This is a genomic window from Kitasatospora sp. NPDC002522, assembly GCF_053595195.1.
On sequence record NZ_JBSFXE010000057.1, the window covers coordinates 1 to 12,446 of the forward strand.

At 73.9% G+C, this 12,446-nt stretch carries 13 protein-coding genes; 12 read left to right on the top strand and 1 reads right to left on the bottom strand.

Annotated elements, in window-relative coordinates; translation table 11 throughout:
* Positions 1-117 precede the first annotated feature (117 nt).
* From mltG (ACWD4U_RS31605) to ACWD4U_RS31650, 10 genes are all read left to right on the top strand, one after another.
* Positions 118-1,335, top strand: a complete 1,218-nt coding sequence (gene mltG / locus ACWD4U_RS31605; protein WP_363460665.1) for an endolytic transglycosylase MltG — start codon at positions 118-120, stop codon at positions 1,333-1,335.
* A 106-nt stretch (positions 1,336-1,441) separates the two neighbouring features.
* Positions 1,442-3,259: an endolytic transglycosylase MltG gene (gene mltG / locus ACWD4U_RS31610; RefSeq protein ID WP_363460667.1), complete on the top strand. Its 1,818-nt coding sequence runs from the start codon at positions 1,442-1,444 to the stop codon at positions 3,257-3,259.
* A gap of 61 nt (positions 3,260-3,320) precedes the next feature.
* Positions 3,321-4,142 (top strand): ABC transporter ATP-binding protein, encoded by an 822-nt coding sequence (locus tag ACWD4U_RS31615; protein WP_363460669.1) that lies wholly within the window; start codon positions 3,321-3,323, stop codon positions 4,140-4,142.
* A complete protein-coding gene (locus ACWD4U_RS31620) occupies positions 4,139-4,630 on the top strand; it encodes a GNAT family N-acetyltransferase (RefSeq protein WP_363460671.1) in 492 nt (163 codons plus the stop codon). The genes ACWD4U_RS31615 and ACWD4U_RS31620 overlap by 4 nt, the downstream gene beginning before the upstream one ends.
* A complete protein-coding gene (locus tag ACWD4U_RS31625; protein WP_363460673.1) occupies positions 4,627-5,454 on the top strand; it encodes a shikimate dehydrogenase in 828 nt (275 codons plus the stop codon). The genes ACWD4U_RS31620 and ACWD4U_RS31625 overlap by 4 nt, the downstream gene beginning before the upstream one ends.
* A 200-nt stretch (positions 5,455-5,654) precedes the next feature.
* Entirely contained in the window at positions 5,655-6,839 is a 1,185-nt protein-coding gene (gene aroC / locus ACWD4U_RS31630; protein ID WP_363460675.1) for a chorismate synthase, read from the top strand.
* Entirely contained in the window at positions 6,836-7,357 is a 522-nt protein-coding gene (locus ACWD4U_RS31635) for a shikimate kinase (RefSeq protein WP_363460677.1), read from the top strand. The genes aroC and ACWD4U_RS31635 overlap by 4 nt, the downstream gene beginning before the upstream one ends.
* 71 nt (positions 7,358-7,428) lie before the next feature.
* Positions 7,429-8,517 (top strand): 3-dehydroquinate synthase, encoded by a 1,089-nt coding sequence (gene aroB, locus ACWD4U_RS31640; protein ID WP_363460678.1) that lies wholly within the window; start codon positions 7,429-7,431, stop codon positions 8,515-8,517.
* Positions 8,514-8,954, top strand: a complete 441-nt coding sequence (gene aroQ / locus ACWD4U_RS31645; RefSeq protein WP_363460680.1) for a type II 3-dehydroquinate dehydratase — start codon at positions 8,514-8,516, stop codon at positions 8,952-8,954. The genes aroB and aroQ overlap by 4 nt, the downstream gene beginning before the upstream one ends.
* Positions 8,955-9,030: 76 nt before the next feature.
* On the top strand, positions 9,031-9,876 hold the full coding sequence (locus tag ACWD4U_RS31650) for an AAA family ATPase (RefSeq protein ID WP_363460682.1): 846 nt from the start codon (positions 9,031-9,033) through the stop codon (positions 9,874-9,876).
* A 34-nt stretch (positions 9,877-9,910) separates the two neighbouring features.
* On the opposite strand, the gene ACWD4U_RS31655 is transcribed toward ACWD4U_RS31650, so the two are convergent.
* The gene (locus ACWD4U_RS31655; protein WP_363460684.1) at positions 9,911-10,816 is read right to left on the bottom strand and encodes an SDR family oxidoreductase; all 906 of its coding nucleotides are present in this window, start codon (positions 10,814-10,816) and stop codon (positions 9,911-9,913) included.
* A gap of 110 nt (positions 10,817-10,926) precedes the next feature.
* Between ACWD4U_RS31655 and ACWD4U_RS31660 the strand changes: the two genes are divergently transcribed.
* Both ACWD4U_RS31660 and ACWD4U_RS31665 read left to right on the top strand, forming a co-directional pair.
* Positions 10,927-11,493, top strand: coding sequence for a helix-turn-helix domain-containing protein (locus tag ACWD4U_RS31660; RefSeq protein ID WP_363460686.1), 567 nt, complete (start codon positions 10,927-10,929; stop codon positions 11,491-11,493).
* A 119-nt stretch (positions 11,494-11,612) separates the two neighbouring features.
* Positions 11,613-12,419, top strand: a complete 807-nt coding sequence (locus ACWD4U_RS31665) for an Fpg/Nei family DNA glycosylase (RefSeq protein WP_363460688.1) — start codon at positions 11,613-11,615, stop codon at positions 12,417-12,419.
* The last annotated feature ends 27 nt before the right edge of the window (positions 12,420-12,446 follow it).

Here is a 12,446-nt window from a genome sequence, read left to right on the forward strand (position 1 = left end):
CGCGCCCTTGGCCCTACCCCGTCCTCTCTCCCCCGCCGAGTTGTTGGGCCCGGGGCCCCCGGCGGGCCCGCCGCGCCCGCGCGCCCCCCGACCCTTGCCGCCGCCGGAAGGCCTGCCTTGACCGACCCGTACACCGCGCCCGGACTCACCCCCGGTCACCTCGGCGCCCCGCCGGTCGAGCCCGAGGGCGCCCCGCCCGGTCTGCCGTACGGCGTCGAGCCGCCCGACCCGCAGCGGGTGCGCACCTCCGTGGCGTGCTGCCTGAGCGTGCTGGGCCTGTTCGGGGTGGCGCTGGTCGCCGCGGTGGCGGTGCTGCTGCTCTGGCCGGAGGGGAGCCCGCCCGCCCCCGACTTCACCGGCGGCGGCACCGGGCAGGTGGAGGTGTCGGTCGCGCAGGGCGCGTCGATCACCCAGATCGGCAGGACCCTGGAGGGCAAGCACGTGGTGGCCAGCAGCCGGGCGTTCGCCGAGGCCGCGGCCAACAGCCCGGCCGGGAACCGGATCCAGCCCGGCACCTACACGCTCAAGGAGAAGATGTCCGCGGTCGCCGCGCTGAACGTGCTGCTCGACCCGGCCAACGCCAACGCCCTGACCATTCCCGAGGGTTGGCGCTCCGCTCAGGTGTTCACCGCGATCGACGGCCGGCTCGGGCTGCCGGCCGGCACCGCCAAGGCCACCGCCGAACAGCACCTCGCCGACCTCGGCCTGCCCGCCGACGCGGCCGGCCACCTGGAGGGCTTCCTCTACCCGGCGAGCTACCCCGTCACCGGCGACACCACCGCCCTGACGCTCCTTCAGCAGATGGTCAAGGAGGCCGGCTCCCGGCTCGGCACCGACGGCATCGACCAGGCCGCCCGCGCCAACGGCGTCAGCCCGTACGGCCTGCTCGCGGTCGCCAGCCTCGCCCAGGCCGAGGCCGACAACCCCGACGACATGGCCAAGGTGGCCCGGGTGATCTACAACCGGCTGGCGAAGAAGATGCCGCTGCAACTCGACTCCACCATCAACTACGCGCTCGGCCGCGCCACCCTGACCACCACCGAGGACGACACCAAGCTCGACTCGCCCTTCAACACCTACGCGCACGCCGGCCTGCCGCCCACCCCGATCGGCAACCCCGGCCGGGATGCGCTGCGCGCCGCGATCAATCCCGCCGAGGGCGACTGGCTCTACTTCGTGACCGTGAAGCCCGGTGACACCCGCTTCACCGACAGCCCCGACCAGCACCGCCGGAACGTCGACGAGTTCAACGCCTACCGCGCCGCCCACGCCTCGCCGACCGCCTCCGCGTCCGGCTCCGGGACGGGCTCGCCGCCTGCTTCGCCCACCCGATGAGCACGGGTGGGCTGGGCTTTTCTTCGCTGCGGTACGGTAGCGTCTCCCGGCAAGTGCTGCGGTAGCACGCCGGTTCGACAGGTGCCGGGACGCTGTAAGGGGATCGATGACCGATCAGAGCGGGGGCTTCGGCACCCCTGACGAGCAGCCGTGGTACCCCGACGGCCAGGGCGGCTACCGCCAGTACCCCCAGGGGTACCCGCAGCAGCAGGGCTACCCCCAGCAGCAGATGCCGCAGCAGGGCGGGTACGACCCGTCCGGCGGGTACGGGCAGACACCGCAGGGCGGCTATCCGCAGCACACCCAGGGCCACGGCCAGCAGTACCCCCAGGGGTACCCGCAGCAGCAGGGCTACCCCCAGCAGCAGATGCCGCAGCCCGGCCGGCCGATGCCGCAGGGGCAGCCGATGCCGCAGGGGCGCCAGTCGATGGGGCAGATGCCGGGACAGCCGATGGCCGGCCGCCCGCAGGGCGGTGGCGGCTACCCGCAGCAGCCCGGCTTCGGCGGTCAGCAACCCGGTTACCTGCAGCAGCAGTTCATGCCGCAGGGCGGCGGGCTGGGCCAGGCGACGGGGCAGGGCGGTGTCCCGCCGCAGGCGCCGCAGTCCCAGGGCCGGCCGCAGGCGCGGCCGGAGCCGGCCGGCGGTCCCGGTCCGGACGGCATCGACTGGGAGGCGGAGGCCGCGGCGCTCGACAACCCGGCGGCCGCCCCGGTCGAGCCGGAGCCCGAGGAGGAGTGGGCCGAGGCCGAGGACGAGCTGCCCGGCGATGAGGAGGACGAGTCCTTCTTCGGCGAGCATGACGGCTCCCGCGAGGCCGAGCGCAAGCGCAAGGAGAAGGGCAAGAAGGCCGGCCGCCGCAACAGCGGCGCCTGCCTGGTGGTCGCCCTGGTGCTGCTCGGTGCGACGGCCGGCGCCGGCTGGTGGGGCTACGGCATCTACCAGACCCACTTCGGCCCGCCGCCGGACTACTCCGGCGAGGGCAACGGGTCGGTCAACGTGACGATCAAGCAGGACTCGACCGGCGCCCAGATGGGCAGCGCCCTGCTGGACGCCGGGGTGGTGAAGAGCGTCAAGGCGTTCACCAGCGCGTTCGACAAGAACCCGAAGGCGAACACCATCCAGCCCGGCGTCTACACCATGAAGCACGAGATGTCCGCCGCCGCCGCCATCCAGGAGCTGGTGGAGTCCAACGGCGGCAACGTGATGATCATCGCGGAGGGCAAGAAGGCCTCCGACATCTACACGATCATCGACGGCAAGCTGAAGCTGGCCAAGGGCACCACCGCGAGCGTCGCCAAGGACCAGGCCGGCAGCCTGGGCCTGCCCGCCTACGCCAACAACAACCCCGAGGGCTTCCTCTACCCCGCCCGGTACTCCATCACCGACGGGATGAAGCCCGAGGAACTGCTCAAGCAGATGGTCGCCCAGGCGGTCCAGCACTACACGGACCTCAAGCTCGACGAGGGCGCCCAGAAGGTCGGCCTGAAGAACGCCTACGAGGTGATCACCGAGGCGTCCATCCTGCAGGCCGAGGGCAACAACGACCACGACTTCGGCAAGATGGCCCGGGCGCTGACCAACCGCCTGACCACCAACGCCACCGGCCACAAGCTCGGCCTGGACACCACGCTCCAGTACCAGCTCGGCCGCACCAAGCTCACCAGCAAGGAGATCAACGACGCCTCGCTGCCGTACAACACCTACGTCAAGCCGGGCCTGCCGCCGACCCCGATCGGCAACCCGGGCGACGCCGCCATCCAGGCGGTGCTCAACCCGACGCCGGGCGACTGGGTGTTCTGGATCGCGATGAGCCCCTCGGAGACCCGGTTCGCGACCACCGGCGCGGAGCACAAGAAGAACGTCCAGGAGTACTGCACCCAGCACGGGCAGGGCTTCGACGACGCCACCACCACCTGCAAGTAGGCCGTCCAGCGGGCGATACGGCTTTGCAGTGGCGCCGGGTGGCAGGAGTAGCGTGATCCGGATGGAGACACCGGAGACGCCGTACCCGAACCACCCGGCGCTGCTGGAGGCCCGGCAGGTGGACGTGGTCCGCGACGGGCGGTACCTGCTGCGGGGCGTGTCGCTGACCGTGCGGGCGGGCGAGCACTGGGCGGTGCTCGGCGCGAACGGGGCCGGGAAGAGCACGCTGCTGTCGCTGCTGGGCGCCGTCCAGCACCCGACGCACGGGACGGTGACGGTCCTCGGACGGCAGCTCGGGCGGGTGGACGTCCGGGAGCTGCGGGCGCACCTCGGGCACGTGAACCCGCGCCACCCGCTGCGCTCGCCGCTGACGGTGCGTCAGGTGGTGCTGACGGGTGTCACGCAGTCCATCGAGCCCGACCCGTTCCGCAAGCCCAGCGCCGAACAACTGGACCACGCCGAGGAGTTGATCCGGACCCTGGGGATCGCGCACCGGGCCGACGACGCCTGGACCACGCTCTCCCAGGGCGAGCGCGGCCGGGTGCTGATCGCCCGCGCCCTCATGCCGGAGCCGCGGCTGCTGCTGCTCGACGAGCCCGCCACCGGGCTCGACCTGACCGCCCGCGAGCAACTGCTGGAGAGCCTGGACGAGCTGCGCCGCCGCTACCCGGAGGTGGCCAGCGTGCTGGTCACCCACCACCTGGAGGAGCTCCCGGAGACCACCAGCCACGCCCTGCTGCTGCGCGACGGCCTCGCCACCGCCGCCGGGCCCGCGCACGAGGTGCTGACCACCGAACTGGTCTCCGACTGCTTCGCCCACCCGATCAGGATCACCCACAGCGAAGGGCGTTGGAGCGCCCGGACCCACCGGAGCACCGCATGACCACCACCTGGGCGCTGCGCACCGCCACCGACGCCGACGTCGAACCGATCGCCGAGCTGCGCGCCGTCGTGATGCGCCCGGACCTGGAGCGCCTCGGCCGCTACGACCCGCAGCGGGTGCGCCAGCGCCTGCGCGACGGGTTCAGCGGCGACCACACCAGGATCGTCGAGGTCGCGGGCTTCCCACGGCTGGCCGGCTGCGTGACGGTCCGTCCGGACCGGCCCGGCGCGCTGCTGCTGGAGCACTTCTACCTCGACCCGGAACTCCAGGGCCGCGGCCTGGGCGGCGCCGTGCTGGCCGAGGTCCTGGAGCACGCCGACGCCGAGCGCCTCGACGTCCGGCTGAACGTGCTGCAGGGCAGCCCCGCCCGCCGGCTGTACGAGCGGCACGGCTTCGCACTGGAGTCCGAGGACCCCGTCGACGTCTTCCTGCACCGCACCCCGACTCCCCGACACCGCGTCGGCACCCCCCGAAAGGCCGCTTCGTGACCAGCCCGCACCGGGCCGCCGTGCTCGGCTCGCCGATCGCCCACTCGCTCTCCCCGGCGCTGCACCGGGCCGGCTACGCCGCGCTGGGCCTGACCGAGTGGCGCTACGACCGCCACGAGATCGACGAGTCGACGCTGGCCGGCTTCGTCGCGGGGCTGGACACCGCGGCCTGGGCCGGCCTGTCGCTGACCATGCCGCTGAAGCGGGCGATCATCCCGCTGCTGGACGGGATCTCCGACACCGCCCGCGCGGTGGACGCGGTCAACACCGTGGTGTTCGGCCCGGACGGGCAGCGCCACGGCGACAACACCGACGTGCCGGGCCTGGTCAACGCAATGCGCGAGCGTGGCGTCGAACGGGTCGGGTCGGCGGCCGTGCTCGGCGCCGGGGCGACCGCCTCGTCCGCGCTGGCCGCGCTCGGACAGCTCTGCGACGGCGCGGTGACGGTGTACGTGCGCAGCCCCGAGCGGGCCGCCGAGATGCGGACGCTGGGGGAGCGGCTGGGCGTCGAGGTGCGCACCGCCGCGTGGGAGGACGCGGCCGAGGCGCTGGCCGGTCCGCTGACCGTCTCGACCACCCCGGTCGGGGCGACCGACGGGTTCGCGGCGGGTCTGCCCGCCGCGCCCGGCGTGCTGTTCGACGTGCTGTACCACCCGTGGCCGACCCGGCTGGCCGCGGCCTGCCTGGAGCGCGGCGGCACGGTGCTCGGCGGGCTGGACCTGTTGGTGCATCAGGCGGTGCTGCAGTTCGAACAGTTCACCGGCGTCAAGCCCGGACCGCTGGCCGCGATGCGCGCCGCGGGCGAGGCGGCGCTGGCCGGCTGAGCGGCCCGCCGGACCGCGGACGTGCGGCTGCGCGGCGCTCCGGACGCGGACGTTCGCTGTCCGCCACGCGGACCGTGCGACTTGACACCCCGGGGACGTGAAAGGATCGGAAGTGCGAGGTCGCGGCTGCGGCCTGGCAGCACGAGACGCCCGGACCGGGCCGCCGCTCGCGGCGCGGGCCGCTGACGAAGGAGCTTCCGTTGGGTAGGTTGCGCTGGCTGACGGCGGGGGAGTCGCACGGCCCCGCTCTGGTCGCGACGCTGGAAGGCCTGCCGGCCGGAGTGCCGGTCACCACCGCGATGGTGGCCGACGCGCTGGCCCGCCGCCGGCTGGGCTACGGCCGCGGCGCCCGGATGAAGTTCGAGCAGGACGAGGTGACCTTCCTCGGCGGTGTCCGGCACGGCCTGACCATGGGCTCGCCGGTCGCGGTGATGGTCGGCAACACCGAGTGGCCGAAGTGGGAGCAGGTCATGTCGGCGGACCCGGTCGACGCGGACATCCTGGCGGGCCTGGCCCGCAACGAGCCGCTGACCCGGCCCCGCCCGGGCCACGCCGACCTGGCGGGCATGCAGAAGTACTCGATCGACGAGGCCCGGCCGATCCTGGAGCGCGCCAGCGCCCGGGAGACCGCGGCCCGGGTCGCGCTCGGCGCGGTCGCCCGCTCCTACCTGAAGGAGACCGTCGGCATCGAGATCGTCAGCCACGTGGTGGAGCTGGCCGCGGCCAAGGCCCCGGCCGGGGTGCTGCCGCTGCCCTCCGACGAGGCCCGCCTCGACGAGGACCCGGTGCGCTGCCTGGACGCCGACGCGTCGAAGGCGATGGTCGCCGAGATCGACCAGGCCCACAAGGACGGCGACACCCTGGGCGGCGTGGTCGAGGTGCTGGCGTACGGCGTGCCGGTCGGCCTCGGCTCGCACGTGCACTGGGACCGCCGGCTGGACGCCCGGCTGGCCGCCGCGCTGATGGGCATTCAGGCGATCAAGGGCGTCGAGGTCGGCGACGGCTTCGAGCTGGCCCGCATCCCCGGCTCGCAGGCGCACGACGAGATCGTGCCGACCGCGGACGGCGTGAAGCGGACCTCCGGCCGCTCCGGCGGCACCGAGGGCGGCCTGTCCACCGGCGAGCTGCTGCGGGTGCGGGCCGCGATGAAGCCGATCGCCACCGTGCCGCGCGCCCTGCAGACCCTGGACGTGCGCACCGGCGAGCCCGCCAAGGCGCACCACCAGCGCTCGGACGTCTGCGCCGTCCCGGCGGCCGGCATCGTCGCCGAGGCGATGGTGGCGCTGGTGCTGGCCGACGCGGTGGCGGAGAAGTTCGGCGGCGACAACGTCTCCGAGACCCGCCGCAACGCGCAGTCGTACCTCGACCACCTGATCGTCCGATGACGACTCCCGCGGTCGTGCTGGTCGGTCCGCCCGGCAGCGGCAAGTCCACCGTCGGGCGGCTGCTGGCCGACCGGCTCGGCGTGGCGTTCCGGGACACCGACGCCGACATCGAGGAGACGGCCGGCAAGCCGATCCCGGAGATCTTCGTCGACGAGGGCGAGCCGCACTTCCGCGCGTTGGAGCGGGAGGCGGTCCGCGCCGCCACCGCGTCCCACCCCGGCGTGCTGGCCCTCGGCGGCGGCGCGGTGCTGGCCGACGCCACCCGCGAACTCCTGCAGCCGCTGCCCGTGGTGTTCCTGGAGGTGCCGCTCGGCGACGCGGTCAAGCGGGTCGGCCTGGACGCCCCCCGCCCGCTGCTCGCGGTCAACCCGCGGGCCCGCTGGCGCGAGCTGATGGAGGCCCGCCGCCCGCTCTACCTGGAGGTCGCCACCGCCGTGGTCGACACCGCGGGCCGCACCCCCGAGCAGGTCGCCGACGCCGTACTCGAAGCACTGGAGTTGAAGAACCCTCGTGAGTGAGCGAAGCGAACGAGCCAATTGGACCGGCTGTCGTCACGAAGTGACCGCCGAGCGAAGCGAAGGCGGGAGCAATGACTGACATCGTCCGGATCCAGGTCGCGGGCAGCGACGGCCACGCCCCGTACGAGGTGCTGATCGGCCATCAGCTGCTCGGCGAGCTCGCCCCGCTGATCGGCCCGAAGGCCAGGCGGGTCGCGGTGATCCACCCGGAGGCGCTGGAGGCCACCGGCGAGGCGGTCCGCGAGGACCTGGCCGCGCAGGGCTACGAGGCGATCGCCGTGCAGGTGCCGAACGCCGAGGACGCCAAGTCGGCCGAGGTCGCCGCGTACTGCTGGTCGGTGCTCGGCCAGACCGGCTTCACCCGCAGCGACGTGGTGGTCGGCCTCGGCGGCGGCGCCACCACCGACCTGGCGGGCTTCGTCGCCGCGACCTGGCTGCGCGGGGTGCGCTGGATCTCGGTGCCCACCACGCTGCTGGGCATGGTGGACGCCGCGGTCGGCGGCAAGACCGGCATCAACATCGCCGAGGGCAAGAACATGGTCGGCGCCTTCCACCCGCCCGCGGGCGTGCTGGCCGACCTTGGCACCCTGGAGACGCTCGGCAAGCACGACTACGTCTCCGGCCTGGCCGAGGTGATCAAGGCCGGTTTCATCGCCGACCCGGTCATCCTCGACCTGATCGAGCAGGACCCGGAGGCCGCCGCCACCCCGGCCGGCCCGCACACCCTGGAGCTCATCCGGCGGGCCATCCAGGTCAAGGCCGACGTGGTCTCCGGTGACCTCAAGGAGTCCGGCCGCCGGGAGATCCTCAACTACGGCCACACCCTCGGCCACGCCATCGAGCGCAACGAGCGCTACAAGTGGCGGCACGGCGCGGCGATCTCCATCGGCATGGTCTTCGCGGCCGAACTCGGCCGCCTCGCGGGCCGGTTGGACGACGCGACGGCCGACCGGCACCGGACCGTGCTGGCCTCGGTCGGCCTGCCGCTGAGCTACCGCGCCGACGCCTGGCCGAAGCTGCTGGACGCCATGAAGATCGACAAGAAGTCCCGCGGCGACCTGCTGCGCTTCGTGGTCCTGGACGGCCTCGCCAAGACCTCCATCCTGGAGGGCCCCGACCCGTCCCTGCTGGTCGCCGCCTATGCGGAGGTCTCCGGATGACCCGGGTCCTGGTGCTGAACGGCCCGAACCTGGGCCGGCTCGGCTCCCGCGAGCCCGACGTCTACGGCTCCACCTCGTACGCGGGACTGGTCGAGCGCTGCACCGCGCTCGGCCTCGAACTCGGCCTGTCCGTCGAGGTCCGGGAGACCAACTCCGAGGCCGAGATGGTCGGTTGGCTGCACGAGGCGGCGGACGCCAAGACCCCGGTGGTGATCAACCCCGGTGCGTTCACCCACTACTCGTACGCGATGCGGGACGCCGCGGCGCAGCGCACCGCCCCGCTGATCGAGGTGCACATCTCCAACCCGTACACCCGGGAGACCTTCCGGCACACCTCGGTGATCGCCGCGGTCGCCTCCGGCACCATCGCCGGATTCGGCCTGGGTTCCTACGAGTTGGCCCTGCGCGCACTGGCTGACCAGCTCACTTCTCGCTGAGCGGGGCCGGCCGGCCCGGTGGCGGACTTGTGCCCGCCACCGGGCCGACGTGTAGATTCGGCACCGGGAGGTGACGGTGAGCCAGTACGCGGAGGGCCAGTACCCGGGGGGCCAGGTGCCGCCCCGTCCGGCCGTTCCCCCGTTCCCGACGTCCCCTCAACCGCCGTACCCAGCACCGGCGCTGCCGACCGCGCGGCCCGGCGCCACGCAGGCGATCCCGGTGCTCACGCCCGCCGGGCCCCGCCCGGACCGGCCGACCGTCCCGCTCAAGGCGGTCACCGCCGTCCCGGCCGGCGGCACCGGCCACTTCGTCCTCCCGGTCGGCGGCACCGTCCAACTCCCCGCCGCCCCGGCCCTTCCGGCTCCGGTGCCCACCGGCCCGATCGCCGTCCTGCTGATCGGCCCGGCCGGTGCGGGCAAGACCACGGTCGCCCGCTACTGGGCCGAACGCCGCCCCACCCCCACCGCGCACATCAGCCTCGACGACGTCCGCGAATGGGTACAGTCCGGCTTCGCCAACCCGCAGTCCGGCTGGAACACCGCCTCCGAGGCCCAGTACCGGCTGGCCCGCCGCACCTGCGGCTTCGCCTGCCGCAACTACCTCGCCAACGGCATCTCCTGCATCATCGACGACGCCGTCTTCCCCGACCGCCCCGCGATCGGCCTCGGCGGCTGGAAGCGCCACATCGGCCCCGGGATGATCCCCGTCGTCCTGCTCCCCGGCCTCGACCGCGTCCTCACCCGCAACGCCGAACGCGCCGGCAACCGCCGCCTCACCGACGACGAAGTCGCCCGCATCCACGGCCGGATGGCCGGCTGGCGCACCTCCGGCCTCCCCATCATCGACAACTCCGCCCTCACCATCCCCGAAACCGCCGCCGCCCTCGACCAGGCCATCCTCACCCGACTCCGCCACCCCTGACCGCGCGGGCCGACGCCAGCGGGGTGAGGGGTGGTCAGTCCGCCGTCGTGAAGTAGTGCGGCAGCTCCAGGTCGGCGAGCAGGCCCGGGTGTTCGGGCTTCCAGGCGAGCGTTTCGCGGGTGCGGGTCGCGGAGGCGGGGATGTCGCGCGGGACCAGGAAGGACAGGAAGCCGAAGTGGGACTCGGCGGTCTCGTCGGGGATGCGGGCGACGGGGAGGCCGAGCCGGTCGCCGATCGCGGTGGCGAGGTCGCGGAAGGGGATGCCCTGGTCGCCGACGGCGTTCAGGCGGGTGCCGGCGGGGGCCTGTTCGAGGGCGAGGCGGTAGAGGCGGGCGGCGTCCAGGGTGTGGACGGCGGGCCAGCGGTTGGCGCCGTCGCCCAGGTGGCCGGAGACGCCGGTGGCGCGGGCGATCCGGATCAGCACGGGGACGAAGCCGTGGTGGTCGAGCGGGCTGTGCACCACCGGGGGCAGCCGGACGACCGCGGTGCGCACCCCGTCCGCGGCGGCGTCGATCACCGCCTGCTCGGCCTCGCCGCGCGGCGCGCCCGGCACCGCGACGTCCTCGGTGGCGAGCTGACCGGGCAGTGAGCCCACGCCGGTGCCGGAGGTGCCGACCAGGGCCTTTCCGCTGCCCGCCAGGGCGTCCCGCAGGGCGTGCACCACCGTCAGGTCGTCGGCGATCGCGCCCGCGTAGTCGCCGCGGAGCATCGACTCGTGCTTGAACGCCAGGTGGATCACCCCGTCGGCCGCGGCGGCAGCCGCCCGCAGGCCGTCCAGGTCGTCGAGGTCGCCGCGCCGGACCTCCGCGCCGAGCGCGGTGAGCGCCGCGGCGGAGGCGTCGGAGCGGGCCAGGCCGGTGACCCGGTGGCCGGCGGCGAGGAGTTCGGGCAGGAGTGCGGAGCCGAGGTGGCCGCTCGCACCGGTGACGAAGACATGCATGGCCGGAGCCTCCGGAACGTGAGTGAGGGGAACGCGAGGTGATGGGACTTGGTCCCATCGCTACTCTAGCCCAGTGATGGGACCAAGTCCCATCGCGTAGACTTCCGATCATGGCCAGGTGGGAACCGAACGCAGGCGAGCGGCTGGAGCGCGCCGCGCTGGACCTGTTCGTCCAGCAGGGTTACGAGCGCACCACCGTCGCCGAGATCGCCGAGCGCGCGGGCCTGGGCAAGAGCACCTTCTTCCGGCACTTCACCGACAAGCGCGAGGTGCTGTTCGGCGGTGACGTGCTGGGCCGGCTGTTGGCCGAGGCGGTCGCCGCCGCCCCGGCCGGGACCGGCCCGCTGGAGGCGGTCGCCGCCGCGCTGGACGCCGCTGCGACGTACGGCTTCCGCCCGGAGCGGCGGCAGGCCGTCCGCGACCGCCAGCAGGTGATCGCCGCCCACCCGGAGCTGACGGAGCGTGAACTCCTCAAGCGGGCCGGCCTCGTCGCCGCGTTGACCGACGCCCTGCGCGCCCGCGACGTCCCCGCCCCGACCGCCGCTCTGGCCGCCGAACTCGCCTCCCTCGCGCTGCGCACCGCCCTCGCCGAGTGGACCGCCACCGACGACACGGACTTCTCCGCCCTCGCCCGCCGCGCCCTCGCCACCCTCCACGCCGCCGCCGCCGACCTCTGACCGGCCCGCCACCCGGAGCGCGGGTCCAGGAGCCCGGAGCCAGTCGCCCCGGCCGGCCTGTCCGACCCGGCTGGGATGATGGAGTCCTTCAGCCACCCCGATCCAAGGAGTTGACGCCGGTGCCGGAGGGGCACGTCATCCATCGCCTGGCCAGGCAGAACGCCGCGCTGTTCGCCGGCCGACCGGTCGCGGTGTCCAGCCCGCAGGGCCGCTTCGCGGAGGGCGCCGCACTACTGGACGGCCGAGTGCTGGACGAGGCGGAGGCGCACGGGAAGCACCTGTTCCTGGGCTTCGGGGAGTCCTGGCTGCACGTGCACCTGGGCCTGTACGGCGGGTTCACCTTCGGCGGCGGGCCGGCCCCCGTCCCGGTGGGGCAGGTCCGGCTGCGGATCCAGGGCGAGGAGCACTACGCCGACCTGCGCGCCCCCAACACCTGCGAGCTGCTCACCCCGGCCGAGAAGCTGGCGCTGCACCGCCGCCTGGGCCCCGACCCGCTGCGCCCGGACCAGGCCGGCGACGACGCCTGGCGGCGGATCTCGCGCAGCGGCACGACGGTGGCCGCGCTGCTGATGGACCAGAAGGTGCTGGCGGGCGTCGGCAACGTCTACCGCGCCGAGGTGCTGTTCCGGCTCGGCATCAGCCCGCACCGTCCGGGCCGCTCGCTCAGCCGGGCGGAGTGGGAGGCGATCTGGTCGGACCTGGTGGAGCTGATGCACGCGGGTGCCGCCGCGGGCCGGATCGACACCGTCCGCCCGGAGCACACCCCGGAGGCGATGGGCCGCCCGCCGCGGGTGGACGACCACGGCGGCGAGGTGTACGTCTACCGCCGCACCGACCAGCCCTGCCTGGTCTGCGGCACCCCGGTGCGCACGGAGGAACTGGCCGCCCGCAACCTGTTCTGGTGCCCGAGCTGCCAGCGACCCTGACGTGCCGTCGGATCGCCAAGCCTTGAC

Coding starts and splice junctions, on each gene's coding strand:
- mltG (WP_363460667.1), top strand. CDS start 1,442: ATGACCGATCAGAGCGGGGGCTTCGGCACCCCTGACGAGCAGCCGTGG.
- ACWD4U_RS31615 (WP_363460669.1), top strand. CDS start 3,321: ATGGAGACACCGGAGACGCCGTACCCGAACCACCCGGCGCTGCTGGAG.
- ACWD4U_RS31620 (WP_363460671.1), top strand. CDS start 4,139: ATGACCACCACCTGGGCGCTGCGCACCGCCACCGACGCCGACGTCGAA.
- ACWD4U_RS31635 (WP_363460677.1), top strand. CDS start 6,836: ATGACGACTCCCGCGGTCGTGCTGGTCGGTCCGCCCGGCAGCGGCAAG.
- aroB (WP_363460678.1), top strand. CDS start 7,429: ATGACTGACATCGTCCGGATCCAGGTCGCGGGCAGCGACGGCCACGCC.
- aroQ (WP_363460680.1), top strand. CDS start 8,514: ATGACCCGGGTCCTGGTGCTGAACGGCCCGAACCTGGGCCGGCTCGGC.
- ACWD4U_RS31655 (WP_363460684.1), bottom strand. CDS start 10,816: ATGCATGTCTTCGTCACCGGTGCGAGCGGCCACCTCGGCTCCGCACTC.
- ACWD4U_RS31660 (WP_363460686.1), top strand. CDS start 10,927: ATGGCCAGGTGGGAACCGAACGCAGGCGAGCGGCTGGAGCGCGCCGCG.